Source organism: Methylobacterium sp. E-005 (genome assembly GCF_022829725.1).
GTDB lineage: Bacteria > Pseudomonadota > Alphaproteobacteria > Rhizobiales > Beijerinckiaceae > Methylobacterium.
On record NZ_JAKSYG010000153.1, the window covers coordinates 1 to 15366 of the forward strand.

A 15366-nucleotide genomic window follows, 5' to 3' on the forward strand; every position below is an offset into this window, starting at 1 on the left:
CTCCCCCAGGGCGCGGATCTGTGCCCCACGGGGCCCGAGATCCACCCCTTCGGCGAAGGCGCCGGCCAGGGCCGCCGTGAGACCCTGAACCTCGCCGAACGGAACGATGGAATGGGGTCCCACAGTGCTCATCGTCGCCTCACGCTGCGCGCACGGTTGCGAGGAAGCGCCCGACCTCGGCCGCGAGGTGCTCGGACTGGCGCGACAGCTCCGAGGCCGCCCCCAGCACCTGGCTGGCCGCCGCGCCGGTCTCCTCGGCTGCGCCCGCCACCCCGGCGATGTTGTGCGTCACCTCGCCGGTGCCCTGCGCCGCTTGGCTGACGTTCCTGACGATCTCCTGGGTCGCCGCACCCTGCTCCTCCACCGCGGCCGCGATTGATGCCGCCACCCCGTTGATCTCGCGGATGCGTCCGGTGATGCCGCCGATCGATGTGACGGCCTGGCCGGTCGAGGCCTGGATCTGCGCGATCTGCCCGGAGATCTCGCTCGTGGCCTTCGCCGTCTGTTCGGCCAACGCCTTCACTTCGGACGCGACGACCGCGAAGCCCTTACCGGCCGCTCCAGCCCGGGCCGCCTCGATGGTAGCATTCAGCGCCAGCAGGTTGGTCTGCCCGGCGATGGTCGAGATCAGCCCGACCACGTCGCCGATCCGGGACACGGCGGCGCTCAGCTCCTGAACGAGTCTACCGGTCTGGTCAGCCTCGTGCACGGCACGCTGCGCTAGCTCGGCCGAGCCGGCGACCTGCCGGCTGATCTCCTGCACCGACGAGCCCAGTTCCTCGGCCGCCGCGGCGACCGTATTGACGTTGGAGGCGGCCTCCTCGGCCGCTGCCGCGACCGTGGTCGACTGGCTGGCGGTTTCCGTCGCCGTAGCGGTCATGGTCTGGGCGGTGGCCTGCAGCTCGGTGGCGGAGGACGACACCATGCCGATGATGCCGCCGACTGCGGCCTCGAACCCATCGGCCATTTGGCGCATCCCAGCCTTGCGCTGCTCCTCGGCGGCCAGGCGCGCCTGAGCGGTCTCGGTCTCCAGCTGCCGGGTGTGGATTAGGTTGTCCTTGAACACCTGGACGGCCGCCGCCATCGCGCCGATCTCGTCGCGACGTTCAGTCTCCGACACTTCAACCGCCGCATCGCCGGATGCGAGATGGCGCATGACGGCTTCGAGCCGTTTCAGCGGCTTGAGGCTCCGACGCACGAGGAACCAGAACGCAGCACTACAGACGCCGGCCAACAGGATGCTAATCAGGGTAGCTTCCGCCCGCATCCGGCTGACGACTGAGAGGTAGTCTTCCTGCTTCACCCCGGTGTAGAGTACGCCGATCGTGCTTCCGTCGGCCGCGGCGATCGGGTCGTAGGCGGTGAAATAGGGAACACCCAGAACCTCCGCCTTGCCTCGGAAAGGGCGCCCCTGCTTGACGACGGTGTCGTAGACGGGCCCAGCAGCCAAGCGAGTTCCTACGGCGCGTGTGCCGTCCGGCTTGGTAACGTTGGTGGCGATGCGTGTGTCGCCGAGGAAGACTGTGGCAGTCCCGCCGATGATAGCCTGGACGCGATCGACGGCTGGGTCATTCTGGCTGATGCGGTGGGATCCGACCTGCAGCTGCCCGTTCACGAGGCTGAAATGTTCAGAGCCGCCCTCGTCCACCAGGTTCTGGCGCAGCAGACGCATGTTGCTCTCCAGCACGGCAGACGCGTGCTGGGTCATATCGGTCTCGACGTCACGCAGGATGAGGCCGACCGTGCAAATGGAGGCTAGGCTCAGCAGAGTGGTTCCGACGAGACTCAGGCGGACCGGCAGCGAGAAGCTGGGCCAAGCAAGGCGGTAAGGCATTCAACGGCTCTCATGGCGTGAGGCCGATCTCATCGTGACAGACCGAAGCGTCATCCTCGTTTAGTGAACGAGATGAGCCGGCTGTGACAAAGGATCGCGGGACGAAACTAAATTGAGCGCTGGGAGCCGAACCTGCCCCAGTCATTTTGAAGTCGCTATTATCTAGCTTCGGGTTAAATACCTATTAAGTCCGCATCCTGTGGACACGTTACTGAGTAAGGTGCCCATTCTCGGTTGCATGCCAACTGGAAATTGTATAATCTATATCAAGTCTGGTTGGCATAATTCAGATTTGTAGAGAAGCATCGTGTGGGGGGGGGCATGCGCCTCGCGGCTGCTGCGCTGGCGGCCAAAACCCACGATAGAAATCAGGTGTTGCGCCTTGCACGGTCAACTTCCTCGGCCGCTACCGCCTCAACGGCCGCGATGACGTTCTCCAGTTCGGAGACCTGACGCAGTGCGCTCCCGGCCGGTAATCCAGCGTGCTCGGCCATCGCTAGAATGAGCATACGCTGCTGCGTCTTGAGGCGCTCAAGGAGGTCGTTCAGCTTGTCGGACATGGGCGGGCTGTAGCGGCGAGAGCTAGACCGGACAACTGAGGCATCTCGACAGCCGCCTAATCCGCGCCCATCTTGCCGCGATGCGCTACGTTCTCGCCGCCATGATCCTCGCCGCCGCCACCGTGGCGAACGCCGCCGGATCGGTGCCGAAGCTTCCGAAGGGCGCTTTCTACTACAACGTCCGGGACAGCCTGACGGCGCTAGGCTGGCAGCCGGCGCCACTCCCGGCGAACAAGCGCGGATGCACGGGCGGGCGTGAAGATGTCTGCGACCGCTACCCCGAGGCCGCGTCATGCTCGGGGACCGGGTTGGCGCTCTGCACCTTCCTGTGGAGGCGGGGCGACACCCTGGCCGAGGTGACAACCTACGGCGAGGAAGTCGACATGATCCGCGTCCGCTCCGTCGAGTGCCGAGCAGGGTGCTAGATTACCGCCGTCTGCGCATTCTCCAGCGCGAGACCATGCATCCGGTCGAAGACATCCGTCATCGTGCGCCCGGCCTCTTTAGCGTTCCTCGCCTCATGGATCGTGGTGTTGTTGTTGAAGGTCTGATGCACGGCCTTATTGCTGCTCGACGTGGTGTTGTTCGTCACAGGGCTGGCACCAACCGGCGCCGGCTGCATCACGTTACTTGGATCAATGCGGTTCGGATCGAACCCGCCCGGCGTCATGTTCGGCAGGCCACGCATCGTTGAGCTTGGCGGGACCGTGATTGAGGAACTTGCAGCCTCGGCCGGCGCAACCCCGGCCCCAGACCGCCGGAGCGCGTGCAGATTTGGCAAGCGGAAGTCATAAGCCTTCTGCTTAAACTTGGGATTTTCGTAGCCGTCGATCCCAGCGCGAAGCTTATCCTCTCCGGTCGCAGCTCCCTTAATCTGGTTCCACACGCCCCGATACCGGCCGCGTAGAAATTCGTCACGCAAGAACTGCTGCTGCGCGCCCACGTCAGTCCAATCTGTCCCCATACGGGCCGCGAAAGCCTTAAGCTGGGTGAACCGCTCGGCGTGCCACTGCGCGGTGCCGAAGCTTGTCGGCCGGCCGCTCGGGTCAAGATCGCCCTTGATCGTCGGATCAAGGTTCGCGGTGGACTCGCCCTGCATCATTGCGACCATGGCCCGCGAGGTTTCGAGATCGGCACCCATGCCGCCATCAGACACGGGGGCCTGAAAGAACTTCAGCCAGGACGCGACCCGCTCCTTGCCGCCCGCAGAATTGGCGCCGGGTTTCCAGCGGTGTCCGTGTGTCGTGATCGTGCCGTCATCCTCCGCAGGCAGTCCGCCATCGCCACCGTGCGCGTCCGCCGAGCCGCCCGAGAATGCCCGCTTCACCGCACGGGCCGCCCTCCTGAACATGCCGGGCTGATCCTCGGCGGCACGCTCGCGCTGTTCATCAAACGAGACGCCATTGCGCACGCCGCCCGAGCTACCCGCCGGCATCAGGCCCATCTTCTCAAGCAACCACGTTGAGAGCGAGCCAGCGCCGGAGACCTCTACGCTGTTGAATTTATCCAAGAGGCTAGACACCTGAGATGAGGCTTTGGCGATACGCTCAACCGCCGTCGCCAACCGCTCAGCGCGCTCGCTGAATGCATCCCACTTCTTAATAAACTCGTCACCGTTGCTGCCGGTAACGCTCTCAATCAGGGCGCCGATCTTATCCACCACCCACACAAGGGCTTTGGAGATCCCGTCCATGATATGCTCGACCTTCTGAGGGTTTGAGCGGATCCAATCCTGAAACCGATCAACGATGCGCTGAATGGCCGGCGCGAGACTGACAATCAGCTTGTCGCCGAGGGCCGAGGCTGTCGCCTGCAACCGGGTCAATGAACGCTGGAACGCCATAGAGGCTTCGGTCGCCTCTTTGCTGTTGACCCCTAGCGATTTGGTGAGGTTGTCGTATTCCGCACGGTAGCGGTCGATCTGGTCAATGTACTTCACCAAAAGCGCATAGGTTTCCTCAGAGATGCCAGCGAGACCGGCCTCACGAGACCCCGAGTCATAGCCGTGCGTCTGTAGGATCCGCACCGTGTCTAAAAGCTGATCTACCTTATCCTTGTCCATGTCGACGCCGAGTCCGGCCACGAAGCCTTTGACGCCGCTGTTCTCGCGCATTGCCTTGGTGAAGCTTTCGACCGCCGAGACGGCCTGCTCTGCCGTGCCGCCGGTCTGCTTGAAGGCGTAGCCCAAGCTGTTGAGGCTCTGCACGCTGGCACCGGTTCGCGCCGAGACAAAGCCGAGATGATCGAACGCACCGGCGACGCGGGTCACGGCATAGGTGATGGCCGTCGCCGCAGCGGTCGCGGCCAAGGCCATTTTCTCGACGCCCGCGACGAACGCCTTGTTGCGCTCATCCCGCTTGTGAGCGGCTTCCTTCTCAAGCTTCTCCCGGGCCTGCGCGTCGGAAAGGGCTTGCTTGGCCTCCTTTAGGGCGGTCTCGCGACTGAGCTTAGCGATTTGCTCCTCAGTCTTGGCCTCTTCCCATAGCGCATCATCAATCCGCTTCTGAGCGGCTTTTACAGCGTTTTCATAGTCGTCAAGGGTCTTTTTACCATCGTTGAATGAAGCCTTATCGATATCGAACCCGAGGGCGATGGCAAAAGACTTGATCGTATCGCCCATGCTCATGGCCGCCCCCTCAATGCAGCTTCGACATCGCGGCGCGGATCTCGGCGGGGACAGTATCGCCGCCGCCGTCGATCCACCGCTTGACCACGAACCCGAGCGCTCGGCCCAATAGGAGGCTCATCACGGCCCCGTCGATGTCGGGGAATGCGGGCTCGGCTTCGCCCTTCGGCCATACCGAGTGCCAGTCGGGGCCGACTTCGCGCAACAGGGCGCCGAGGCTCGCGCGCTCGATCATATCGAGATCGTCGTCGGACAGCTTGCCCCAGCCGGCAAAGACGGTCTGTCCGACCTTCACCACGTCGATATTCTGGCGAAGGGCGAGCCTAGGGCCGGGCATCAGCACGAGCGGCACCGCCTCGCCGATCAACGGCGCGAACCGGCGCAGGATCCGGGTTTCCGTCTGCGCGGGCATCCCCTCGAAACGATAGCGGCTGCCTGCGATCTCAAAGTCTGCCGCCATCTCAGTTCCTCCGGATCTCGCTGGCCCGCACAACGATGTCGCGCAGTCGTTCCAAGCTTTCCGGCTCAAGACCGCCTGAGAGCGCAAAAGCCGTCAGGACTGATATGGCAACTTGAGAACAAATCTCGTCATCGGCTTCGATCCCGAACACGCCAAGTCCAGCCCTTGCCCCAAGCATCGCACCCCGGAAAATACCTTCGTCTAGGTTATCTTGATCCGTCACGCCTTGCATCCTCTAATAGTTCGGTAGCGAGACGCCGCGCGAAGCATATTGCGGGGGGACTACGCCGACCGCCGCCGAGACCGCGACAAAGCTGGTATAGAACGGGTTACCGCGGGTCTCTCCCTCATGCGAGGCGTAGAACACCTTATACGTGCCATCGCTCGACAATGCGCCATACTGCGCGAGAAGCTGATTATTCGGCTCGCCCGCGATGCTAGGATCTATCTCGGCCCGTTGGATTGAGCCGTTGTCGATCTGCACGGTTGATGTCGGCACGATTAGTCCGTTGAGAAGGCTTTTCCCCTCAATGCCGCCGATCGTCTGCACCGCCTGTCCGATAAGACCAGTTCTGCCATTCAAGGCGATCGTGCTGCCGGGTTTTAGCTTGTCGTTGGCGACGACCTGAAACACTCCGTTTTGAATGCTCCAAGATGTTTTCGTTGCATTACAGACTTCGCGCAGCAGTGATTTTGCCATACCGTGAGCGGCATAACCACGAGAAAACTGCGTTTTGGTCAAACGGTCTTTGTCGATATATCCGACCTCAACGCCTAGTTCTTTCAAGGCATCTGCGCAGACCATCACTTGGTCATAATAGGTATGACCAGCCGAAAGCGATTTATTCACTACGGCAAAATTGCGCGCCTGGCTGCTGTCAGTGGCGAGGATCGCCAAATAACTATCGGGATCCATCGTGTCATCGCGGACATTCGCTCGCGCCTGCCGAATTTGTCCCTTGAACAGGATATGCGCAGGACCGTCACCGTAACCGGCCGAGAGCGTGACCTGTTTCCCCGTCATCAGCGTAGCCGCGACACTACTCGGCGACACGTTGTAAATGTCGATCCTCGCCACATTCGGCGTGCTGGCGTCCTTTTGCTGAGTACGGAACCGGATATGCAGGCCGGGGACTTGGGTTCGCCCGTCCGCATTGCTCTCCGGCAACGTGCCGTCATAGGTCCAGGTGCGGCCACCCTCGACCGCGACTTGGACCTTGCGGAGATACAATTCGGTCACGAGCCCGACCCCTCGCCGTCAATGGAATACGTGACAGCCCTGCGCATTTGCGCGGAGTCGATGAGGGGGCGCTCGCCCGTCCGGCCGCGGGCACGGCGGGCCGCCAGGGTGCGCGCGTTCAGCGGGGCGAAGGTGCCATCCGTCATCCGCTCTTGCACCGCGGCCACGCCGATTAGGCCCACTTGATTGAGGGCCTTCACGGGTGCGGACAGATCGCCGGAGAAGGCCGCTACCGCCCCCTGCTTCAACCGCTCGGCCGCTTGCTTGGTGATGCTCTCGATACCCGGCACGAGGAACGGGCGGGCCGGGATGTTCTGATCCGGCGCACCGTACTCGTTGAGGTACGCCAGCATGGCGTTCGTCGGCGGGTTGGGCTCGCCGGGCTCGGGCTGGCGGCCGGCCCCGTCTGCCGGGAAGCCGATGGCGACGCGCTTGCCCAGCTCGCGCAGGACGCTCTGCGAGAAGGGAGAGAGCTTGGCGGGCGTGGCCGTGAACTTCGATTTCATCGCCATGGCGAACCTGCGGTGGTGGTGGCCGGCGCCAGCCTCCGAGAGGGAGCCGCGCCGGCATGCGGGGTTAGGTTTTCGAAGCACTCGCCGCATTGCCTCGCCCGGCCACGGAAAGCCGGGAACCGCACCGGGGAGGACTCACCCGAGCGCGGCGTCTGCATCCGCTTCAAGTGCCCGGTGGAACGCCTGCCACGTCGCCGAGGCACGTGAGAGTGAGTCGGGCGGTTCGTTGCGACCGTGGGGGACGAAGGCGTTGGCAAGCGCAGCCGTGTCGGGCTTGAGCCGATAGAGAGGCGCCGCCGCCAGGCCGGCCTGCATGCGCTGCAGAGCGACCGCCGCCAGTTCGGCGCGCCGATGGATCTCACCGGCCTTCCGACCCTCGCTGGCGATATCCTCGGCTACCATCTCGACCACGCCGCGGGCGGCAGCCTGAACCCGCGTCTCGGCCTCGGCCAGGGCGGCACGCTTAGCCTCGACCACCTCGCCGATCGCCGCGACGGCCTGTCGAGCATGGGCAGCCTTCACCCTGGCGCGGTCACGCTCATGGCGGGCATCGAGGCTCGCGGCGTCGGGGGCGAGATCCGGTTCATCGCCACCCTTCTCAGCCCACTCGACCACCCGCCGGGCGAAGTCATCTCCACCGTCCAGTTCGGCGAGGCGCGACTGGCTCTCCGCGATGATGGCCGCGTGCTCCACGGCCTGAGCCTTCGCCATGGCCGCTTCCTTCGCGGCTAGAGCCTCACGGGCGCCAGCGCGAACGTTCTGGGCATCGCGGAGCCTGCTGCGGGCCTCGGCCACGAGGGGCGTGATTTCGGCCACCGGACGGGCGGCATGCTGATGCGCGTCGAGTACCGTGAGGGCAGAGCCGGTTTGAGCCGCTGGCGAGAGTGCAGCGGGCCGGCGAGCAAGGTCGGCATCCGCCTTGGCCCGCTCGGCGATGAAGGCGTTCAGTTCGGCGTGATTGCGGGGCGCTTCACGCAGCACGGACGCCGAGGCCGGCCGGGAAGGCAGGGCCGTGACGGTATGGCCGCCCGGCTGATGCAACGTGCGATCGACCGCAGGCACGGGCGCGGCGACCGGCTCGGGGCCGGCCTGGCGCGAATGGCCCCGGCGGTCCACCTCGGCGACAGACACGGCACCGTCACGCCGCGGAACCTGAGGGGCGAAATCGTGGATGGCGCTGCTCATCGGCCGGTCCTCCCGTAAAACTCAGCGGCCCGCTTGTTCATGTCCCGAAGCTGCTGGCGCTGATGCTCGGCACGATCGGCCCAAGCCTGATCGAAGGCGGCCCGGTCGCACTGAGCCTGAGCCACGGCATCCCGGGCGGCACGGTCGCGAGCGGCGGCGCGGTCTCGCGCGAGCTTCACCTCGGCCAGCTTCTCGCCGACCTCATCCATCATCTCCATGATGCCGGACCGGTCGATGGCATCCCGCATCAACTCGCCAAAGCGCTTTGTCGTGATGTGGACCGGAGTTGCCGAGTCCTTGAACTTGATGCTGATCGTATCGTTCGAGGCCGGCCTGCGTGCGGGACGCGCAAGAGACCTACGTGGTGCGCTGTCTCGCGTTGGAATATCGAAAACTAAACTCTGCGGCATTGCTATTGCTCACTTTCAGGATGTGGGCGGAGCCGTCCAAGACGGGGCTATAGTTCCAAGGCTTCGATAATCTTCAATGGATCCGCCGTTATCAGCAAAAGTCGCGACCACGACCAAAGCGAGATAGCTGGCAATGTCTGTGTTGGTGTGGCCCATGGTCGGGAAAGTCATCCCACAGTCCCCAAGAACGGCCAGGACGGCCCGGCCGGCCGCGAACAGAGCCTTGTCCGATGCAAAGTCCGCCGGGGTGAAGTGCCGGGACTGGTCAGTCATCGCGGCGGCCTCCGGAGGTGCGCTCGCCGACCGGGAGCGACGCGGCGGGCGATTGCCGCGCGCTCGACCGGCTGGCTCGCACCGGACGCAAGGTCGGGAAGGAACCCACGTCCGATCCGGGGATGGCGTCGGCCGTGGCTCGGCCGGTGGTAGCGGCGCTAGTCATCCAGCAGCCTCGCCCACATGTCGGGGTCGTAGTCGCCGGGCTGCTTCTGCAAGGCGACCAGCACTCCTGCCGCGGCGTTTGCCACGTCATCATGACCGCCCGGCGCGTGATCGATGCTGTCTCGCCCGCCGCGGGCCGTCCGACGCTCCAGCGTGATGAGCTGCGTCGCCAGCACCGGCACGTCGAGTAGCTCAACCTGGCCGGAGTTCAGCCGCGGCAGCAGGTCGACGTAGATCTGGCTCTTCGACTTGTCGGCCGGCGTGTAGGTGATCCCGTGCCGCTGGAAGCTCTCGGAAGGCCAAGAGCCGGCATAGCGGTCGCCGGCGACCTGAGAGATCCGATAGCGTTTCAGCAGGTCGGAGAACTCGCTCACCACCGATTCGGGCGAGAACGGCGCTTTGCGCTCCCGCACCGCATCGAGAACAATACGCTCGTCTTCCCGGTGGCCGATCGCCAGCGTCATCGAGTCCGATGCACCACCGGACGGATCGCAGAACGCGCTGTAGGTGACGCTGGTGATCGGTGCCTTCTCGACCACACCGGGCGGGGTGGCGGCCTCAACCACCTCCCGGGCGACGAAACTCTCCACATCGCTGCGGAACTGAGCGAGGTACTCGGCCGAGGCGCTCGGGAGATCACGCTCCAGCGCCTCGTCGACCACCGATTGCGGCACGCTGGGGTTCATGGTGCGGGTCGCAGCACGCCACACCAGCACTTGGGCATCGTCCCGCCCGTGATACCGCTGGAAGGCATCGTAGAGGGCACCACGCCGCGCGTAGGGCGAGGAGGCGCACAGCATCATCCCGTTCGGGATCGTGGCCATGGCCGGGCGCAGGGCGTCCAGGATCTCGTAGTCGGGGCTGGCCGAGGTATCGGAGGGCCAGAACGCCAGCTCGTCGCACAGGGCAGCAGCCAGGGTGCGCCCGCGGACGGCACGGTAGGAGGAGGTACCGACCTCGATGGTCACCCGATTGGTGAGGTCGAATTCGTCCGCCGTCTCCCGCTCGACCATGCGCGCCAGCATCGGCACCTCGGTGAGCAGACCCTTGATGTACCGGAAGATTGTCCGGGCCTGCCGTCGGTCGGTGGCGATGATCAGGATCGTCGCCCGCTCTCCCGGGGCGAGGTACCGCCGGTAATCGCGGAAGCAGGCGAGGTAGACGGCGATCAGAGCCAGCACGAAGGACTTACCGGCCCGGCGCCCGCAGATCAGCCACGCCTCGCTGTAGGCCTCTGCTGGGGCCTCAAAACGGCCCGTACAGGCTCGGTAGGTGTCAGCCTCGGTCACGTAAAGCGGCAGGCCGAACAGGGCGCCCACGAAGCCCCTCCAGGCTGCCCAGGTGTCGGCATCCTTGAACCAGGGCCCGAACAGCTTCGGGTCGGACATGGCCTGAAGCAGGTTCATGCGGCCGGCCTCGCATCGATGTGCTCGCGCAGGTCGGGTGTGACGTCGCGTGGGCGCCGCCGCAGGCCGAGCCCTTCAAGGATGCGTTTGAGCGTGCCAGCCTGCCGACCGTAGAGGTCCAGGGTCTCGGGATCGGCGGCTCCGGCAGCGGCGAACTGCGCCTCCAGCCGTTCCAGCTCAGTGGCCAAGGTGGCGGCCCGACGCACGAGGCTGCGCTCGGCTTCGGACATCTCGCTATCCCCGCCGAGGTCGGCCGTGTGCGCCTGGATGAGGTCGCGCATCCGCCTCGCCCAGACCGTCCGTCCGTCGACCTCGGGCAGGAGCCTGTTGCCGTTGGTAACCTTGCTGCGTCCCCGCGCCTTCATGGCACTGAGCCCACCCATTCCCGTGCTATCGGCTAACTAATATAGCACAAGCTATATGTTATTCCAGAGGCATGGATTGGATGGCGTTTGGGGATCACTAAGCCGTGGCGTTCGCCGTCAGGGCGCGGTGAACGGACCCGACACCAATCCCAAGCTCCTTGGCGATCTTGGCCATGCTGAGCCCCTGTGCGGACAGCGCCTTAATCTTGGTGGTCTTGGCTCTGGCGGTCGGCTTGCGTCCTTTGTAGCGACCTTCCTCCTTGGCCTTTGCGATGCCTTCCCGCTGGCGCTCCAGCATCATCTCCCGCTCGAACTGAGCCACCCCGCCGAGCACGTTCAGCATCAGCTTGCCGGTAGGGGTCGAGGTATCCACACCGAGGTTCTCAATGCGCATAGCGACGCCCTTCGCCTCCAGCCCCTCGATGATCTTGCCGAGGTGGGTGACGCTGCGGGCGAGCCTATCGAGCTTCGTCACCACCAAGGTGTCACCGGACCGGCAGAAGTCGACGGCAGCCTCCAGCTGCTTGCGTGTCGCCACAGAGGATACCTGCTCCTGGAAGACCTTCTCGCAGCCGAGCACCTTCAGATCGCGAAGCTGTACCTCTAGGCCGGCCTCCTGCTCCAGCGTGCTGGTTCTGGCGTAACCGACGAGCATGGCCGCAACCTCATTCCACTAGAGTCTATGAGGTTAGACCACGGACCATTCCAAAACGCAATGGCACATTGTGGAACAAGGATGGTCGTTCCAGCGACGGCACTCCACATGAGCCTGCCCTATTGGAATGACGGCGGGGTTCGGCATCCGTTGGATAGGCGGCCGGCGAAAGCATTCTGACGCCACGGTGCACGGGCAGTCGTAGTTATGCTGGCAGCCAACAGGTGCTCGAATCCCGCGCCAGAATTTTTCAGCAGATCGGGATATGCGAGCGCGTGCCCTTCCGCCCCCTCAGTCGACCAATCGCCCGGAGGTGCACTGCCAGTTCCGTCTGTCGATGATGCTCGACGGCCGTTCACCCGGTTCCGTTGCATCCCCTTCCGCAACTGACGCCGAAGCGATGCACCCCATGAGTTCCGAGGCTCGGGGCTTGGGTGGGGATCGGGGACACTCTCCGGCAACATGCAAGGCAGAAGAGTAGGGCAACCGCGCCACCGGCGAGATTGGGTTTCGATCTCCCAAGGTCGATGGGCTTACGCAAAAGGTTGATCATGCGTTCGATTAAGATCGCACTGCTTAGCGCCATTGCTGCTACCGGGGTCGGTACGGCGGTGTCCGCGCCCGCTCAAGCTCAAGAAGACTACGTTCCCGGCGCGGCCTATGTCAGCCGGCCTCTGCCGATCCGGGTTCGTCCACGTAGTTGGCTCGACAATGGTCACGTGCCGATCACGTCCAACGTCCCGGGTGCGGGCGGCTCAGGGAATCCTGCCTTGAACCCCTACCTGATCGCTGCCTCAAACCAGCTGAACCCGGTCTATGGCCCTAGTGACCGCTACGGCCGCGGCGTCCTGCCCGACCCGATCACCAACGGTCCATTCATCGGCGCACAGTCCTCCGCGATTCGCAACGTGGACCTCTCGTTCATAGACCGGCTGGACGCGACGTCGCCGCTCTACGGCCATTAGTCATCGCTGTGCAGGGTTCTAAGCCGAACCATCATTCAGCACTCAATGCGCTGGACTGGGATCGGCGATACCATGCGACTGCAATGTAAGCTGTAGCTGGTGATGCACCGGCCAGAGGGCATTGAGGGCAACGTAGATTGCCGGAGCCCTTATAGAATGACTGACAGGGATTGCTGGATCCACGAAAGCTGTGCAGTTCGACGGCAGTACGTCGCTTGATAAGAAGTGATCTGGCTCCACCCTTGCCCGCCAGCGTTGGGTCTGCATGGTGCGTCTCAACCCGAATCAGTGGAGCCACACCATGTCGAACGCGCATCAGCACGCCGATCTGTCGCCTCAGGGCATCGAGGACGTAATCGTGATGAGGTCACGCGCACCGATTGATTGGGCTGATCGCCTCTACGCAGGCGAGAAGCCCGTTCGAAAAGAGCCGATGCATCCGGTCGATCCCGATCTGGCTCAGGCTATGCGGATGACATGGCGCGGCCAGTCCGGCTCGGCTGTGACCTGGTAGTCTCGCTTACATTGGAAGCGGTTTTAGGGACCTGCATAACTCGACCATGACGACCGATGTACCACACCCTTATTCGATCACCGTCGAGCCGCTGAAGAAGCCGGAAGGCCAGTTCGGCTGGGCGCTGCGGAAGCATGGCAAGCTGGCTGAGCGATCGGACCGAGCGTTCCTCACGGAGGAGAAGGCCTTCGAGAACGCCTTGCGAGCGATTGAGAACGACGCGAAGCCGAGTGGTGGCGGCCGGCGCTAAAGCCCCGGCGCGGGCCGGTGCCTGCTAGCTGGGGTACAAGTCTCGGTTGCTGCAGTGCTCGGTCCGCAAGCATTTGTTTACCATGACGGTCTCCTGTGTATGGGCACGACCCAATTGAGATGTGGTCGGTTGATCTATCGCGACGGAGATCAGCGATGGACCAGCAGGCCGGGGACGATCACGAAGATCGCAGGCAGATGGAAGGATAGTGTATGACGTTACGGTGCCGTTCTCGCCCGTGACGTCGCCCACTCCTGATCGCGCTCAGCCTGCATGGCTCGTTGCTCCGCCTCGTAGGCGGCTTGCTCGGCCAACTCTTTCAACAGCCTGCGGTCCGCCGCGGCGGTAGCCCTACGCCTTTCTGCTTCAGCTTCCGCTCTCTGCCGGAGAACTTCCTCCAGAGTTGGCGGCTTCACAGGCCGCTTCGGTTTAGCCCTCGGCGGGGTCCGACGTGCCGCGCGGGGCGATGGGTACGGCCAATCCATTCTTGGCGGGGCTGGCCGTGAGCGCCCGACGGTAGCTTTCGCGTTCGCTAGCGTCATGCCGGCGGAGGCGGCGACACGCTCTGCGGCGGCAAGACCGGCGGCGCGCTCGCCAGCTGTAGCACCACGCTTGGCCAGGGCGAGGCACTTCTCGAAGCGATCGCGTTCGGCAGCCGTCACGACAGAGCCCTTTCTGCCCGGCGCTTCCGCTCCTCCTGCGCGTCGCCGAGGGCGATCGCGATATCGCTGGCCGGAACGTGCTTCAGTCTTGGGATGAGTTCGAGCAGCTTGGCGCGCGGGATCGCCTCGACAATCATCTCGGCGGCGCGTCTGCCAGCTTCCTTCCGGTCCGCGTCGGTCAGGTGAGCATAGTGCTTCGCCCAGACGCCGCGGATGATGTCGTTCCGCTGCGGCTTGGTGATGTAGCCGATGCGGAATAGCTCGCGGGCCGCCCCTTCCTGCCAATCGGGATTATCCTTCGCTTCATCCCAAACCTGCTTCAACTCGGTGAAGTCGTGCTCGGCTTCGGGTGTTGGCGGCTTCCGAGATGCAGTAGCCCGCTTCAGGCCCGTCGCCTCGGCCGCCGCCTCGCGCACGCTCAAACCCGCAACGCGTTGCGCTTTTGCCGGGTCGCCTTCGACGTGCCGGGCGATCCGCATGTAGAGCTGCGCCGTCCTAGGCGAGACGGTGGTGTTCAGCCGAAGCCAGGCGTCCCAGCCGCCGTGCGGGACGGTGTCCTTGGCTTGGGCCAGCAACCGGCCGCATTCGACGGCGTAGCGGGCGCCCTCCCGCTTGGCTGCCTCCACACCGGCATGAGCCGCGTTGATCGCCCCGGCGATATTCGACTTCGTCAAGATGACCTCCTTCATCGGCATGGACCGGCCGGACCAATCTGAGATCGCCCGGCCCTCGGGGTTCAATCACGGCGTGTCAGACTGACCTGCTGAATGTTGATGCACTTCACGACTGTGATGCCGCCACCGAGCATCTTGGCGGCCTGCTCCAGCACGTTGTCGACCTCCACGAGATGGACCATCGCGTGCTGAGCTGCGGGTGATGGCGCGTCGTGCCTGCGCTCATCGGTGGTCAGGGCCTCTTCTGCCTCGCCGAGCGCGCCCTGCGCCTGCTCGATGAAATTCAGTGCCTTGGCCTTCAGGGCCTCGGCCCGGCCCATGGCGGTCGGCAGCTTGGTGACGTTGGTCAAGGTCGATTCCTTTTCCTGGGTAAGGCCGTAGGTCCGCACGGCAGGCGGTCAGGGAGGCGACGGCGAGCACCGCCACCGTGATCTCAGTGGAGAGTGGCCGGCCGCGGCCCGAACGCGGCTAACGTCTCGTCCAGCGCCAACCGCTCAGCCTCGGCGCGGGCGATGCCGCCCTCGAATTCCCGTATCGCGGCGCGTTCCTCGAAGTGGGCGAGCCAATCCGCCTGATTGCTGCCCGAGGCTGTCACACGTTCTGTCACCAC

20 protein-coding genes are annotated in these 15366 nt (G+C 64.3%); 4 read left to right on the forward strand and 16 right to left on the reverse strand.

Features of this window, described 5'->3' with window-relative positions:
- Positions 1–139: 139 nt before the first annotated feature.
- Both MKK88_RS16165 and MKK88_RS16170 read right to left on the reverse strand, forming a co-directional pair.
- Positions 140–1834 carry a methyl-accepting chemotaxis protein gene (locus MKK88_RS16165; protein ID WP_244001395.1) on the reverse strand — a complete coding sequence of 565 codons (1695 nt, stop codon included), beginning with the start codon at positions 1832–1834 and terminating at the stop codon, positions 140–142.
- Between the two features lie 368 nt (positions 1835–2202).
- Positions 2203–2394 carry a hypothetical protein gene (locus tag MKK88_RS16170; RefSeq protein WP_244001397.1) on the reverse strand — a complete coding sequence of 64 codons (192 nt, stop codon included), beginning with the start codon at positions 2392–2394 and terminating at the stop codon, positions 2203–2205.
- 80 nt (positions 2395–2474) lie between these two features.
- Here MKK88_RS16170 and MKK88_RS16175 point away from each other — a divergent pair, with 80 nt between their 5' ends.
- Positions 2475–2819, forward strand: a complete 345-nt coding sequence (locus MKK88_RS16175) for a hypothetical protein (RefSeq protein ID WP_244001399.1) — start codon at positions 2475–2477, stop codon at positions 2817–2819.
- On the opposite strand, the gene MKK88_RS16180 is transcribed toward MKK88_RS16175, so the two are convergent.
- The 11 genes from MKK88_RS16180 to MKK88_RS16230 form a co-directional block, all read right to left on the reverse strand.
- Entirely contained in the window at positions 2816–5020 is a 2205-nt protein-coding gene (locus MKK88_RS16180) for a phage tail tip lysozyme (RefSeq protein ID WP_244001401.1), read from the reverse strand. The two genes, MKK88_RS16175 and MKK88_RS16180, sit on opposite strands and share 4 nt — an antisense overlap.
- A 10-nt stretch (positions 5021–5030) precedes the next feature.
- Positions 5031–5480 carry a hypothetical protein gene (locus tag MKK88_RS16185; RefSeq protein WP_244001403.1) on the reverse strand — a complete coding sequence of 150 codons (450 nt, stop codon included), beginning with the start codon at positions 5478–5480 and terminating at the stop codon, positions 5031–5033.
- A gap of 1 nt (position 5481) precedes the next feature.
- Positions 5482–5703 carry a hypothetical protein gene (locus MKK88_RS16190; RefSeq protein WP_244001405.1) on the reverse strand — a complete coding sequence of 74 codons (222 nt, stop codon included), beginning with the start codon at positions 5701–5703 and terminating at the stop codon, positions 5482–5484.
- A 12-nt stretch (positions 5704–5715) separates the two neighbouring features.
- Positions 5716–6720, reverse strand: a complete 1005-nt coding sequence (locus MKK88_RS16195) for a hypothetical protein (protein ID WP_244001407.1) — start codon at positions 6718–6720, stop codon at positions 5716–5718.
- Complete coding sequence (locus MKK88_RS16200) at positions 6717–7232, reverse strand: hypothetical protein (protein WP_244001409.1); 516 nt, start codon at positions 7230–7232, stop codon at positions 6717–6719. The genes MKK88_RS16195 and MKK88_RS16200 overlap by 4 nt, the downstream gene beginning before the upstream one ends.
- Before the next feature lie 135 nt (positions 7233–7367).
- On the reverse strand, positions 7368–8417 hold the full coding sequence (locus tag MKK88_RS16205) for a hypothetical protein (protein WP_244001411.1): 1050 nt from the start codon (positions 8415–8417) through the stop codon (positions 7368–7370).
- The gene (locus MKK88_RS16210) at positions 8414–8665 is read right to left on the reverse strand and encodes a hypothetical protein (RefSeq protein WP_244001413.1); all 252 of its coding nucleotides are present in this window, start codon (positions 8663–8665) and stop codon (positions 8414–8416) included. Before MKK88_RS16210 ends, MKK88_RS16205 begins: the two co-directional genes overlap by 4 nt.
- Before the next feature lie 177 nt (positions 8666–8842).
- Positions 8843–9100 carry a hypothetical protein gene (locus tag MKK88_RS16215; protein WP_244001415.1) on the reverse strand — a complete coding sequence of 86 codons (258 nt, stop codon included), beginning with the start codon at positions 9098–9100 and terminating at the stop codon, positions 8843–8845.
- Between the two features lie 158 nt (positions 9101–9258).
- The gene (locus MKK88_RS16220) at positions 9259–10671 is read right to left on the reverse strand and encodes a hypothetical protein (RefSeq protein WP_244001417.1); all 1413 of its coding nucleotides are present in this window, start codon (positions 10669–10671) and stop codon (positions 9259–9261) included.
- Positions 10668–11054 carry a hypothetical protein gene (locus tag MKK88_RS16225; RefSeq protein WP_244001419.1) on the reverse strand — a complete coding sequence of 129 codons (387 nt, stop codon included), beginning with the start codon at positions 11052–11054 and terminating at the stop codon, positions 10668–10670. The genes MKK88_RS16220 and MKK88_RS16225 overlap by 4 nt, the downstream gene beginning before the upstream one ends.
- Positions 11055–11133: 79 nt before the next feature.
- Positions 11134–11691 (reverse strand): recombinase family protein, encoded by a 558-nt coding sequence (locus tag MKK88_RS16230; protein ID WP_244001421.1) that lies wholly within the window; start codon positions 11689–11691, stop codon positions 11134–11136.
- Positions 11692–12242: 551 nt separating this feature from the next.
- Here MKK88_RS16230 and MKK88_RS16235 point away from each other — a divergent pair.
- The 3 genes from MKK88_RS16235 to MKK88_RS16245 all read left to right on the forward strand — a co-directional run bounded on the left by MKK88_RS16235 (position 12243) and on the right by MKK88_RS16245 (position 13420).
- Entirely contained in the window at positions 12243–12656 is a 414-nt protein-coding gene (locus tag MKK88_RS16235; RefSeq protein WP_244001655.1) for a hypothetical protein, read from the forward strand.
- A gap of 301 nt (positions 12657–12957) precedes the next feature.
- A complete protein-coding gene (locus tag MKK88_RS16240) occupies positions 12958–13170 on the forward strand; it encodes a hypothetical protein (protein ID WP_244001423.1) in 213 nt (70 codons plus the stop codon).
- A 46-nt stretch (positions 13171–13216) separates the two neighbouring features.
- A complete protein-coding gene (locus MKK88_RS16245) occupies positions 13217–13420 on the forward strand; it encodes a hypothetical protein (RefSeq protein ID WP_244001425.1) in 204 nt (67 codons plus the stop codon).
- A 658-nt stretch (positions 13421–14078) separates the two neighbouring features.
- On the opposite strand, the gene MKK88_RS16250 is transcribed toward MKK88_RS16245, so the two are convergent.
- From MKK88_RS16250 to MKK88_RS16260, 3 genes are all read right to left on the reverse strand, one after another.
- Positions 14079–14756, reverse strand: a complete 678-nt coding sequence (locus MKK88_RS16250; RefSeq protein WP_244001427.1) for a DUF3102 domain-containing protein — start codon at positions 14754–14756, stop codon at positions 14079–14081.
- A 62-nt stretch (positions 14757–14818) separates the two neighbouring features.
- On the reverse strand, positions 14819–15106 hold the full coding sequence (locus tag MKK88_RS16255; protein ID WP_244001429.1) for a hypothetical protein: 288 nt from the start codon (positions 15104–15106) through the stop codon (positions 14819–14821).
- Positions 15107–15189: 83 nt separating this feature from the next.
- The gene (locus MKK88_RS16260) at positions 15190–15363 is read right to left on the reverse strand and encodes a hypothetical protein (protein ID WP_244001431.1); all 174 of its coding nucleotides are present in this window, start codon (positions 15361–15363) and stop codon (positions 15190–15192) included.
- Between the last annotated feature and the right edge of the window lie 3 nt (positions 15364–15366).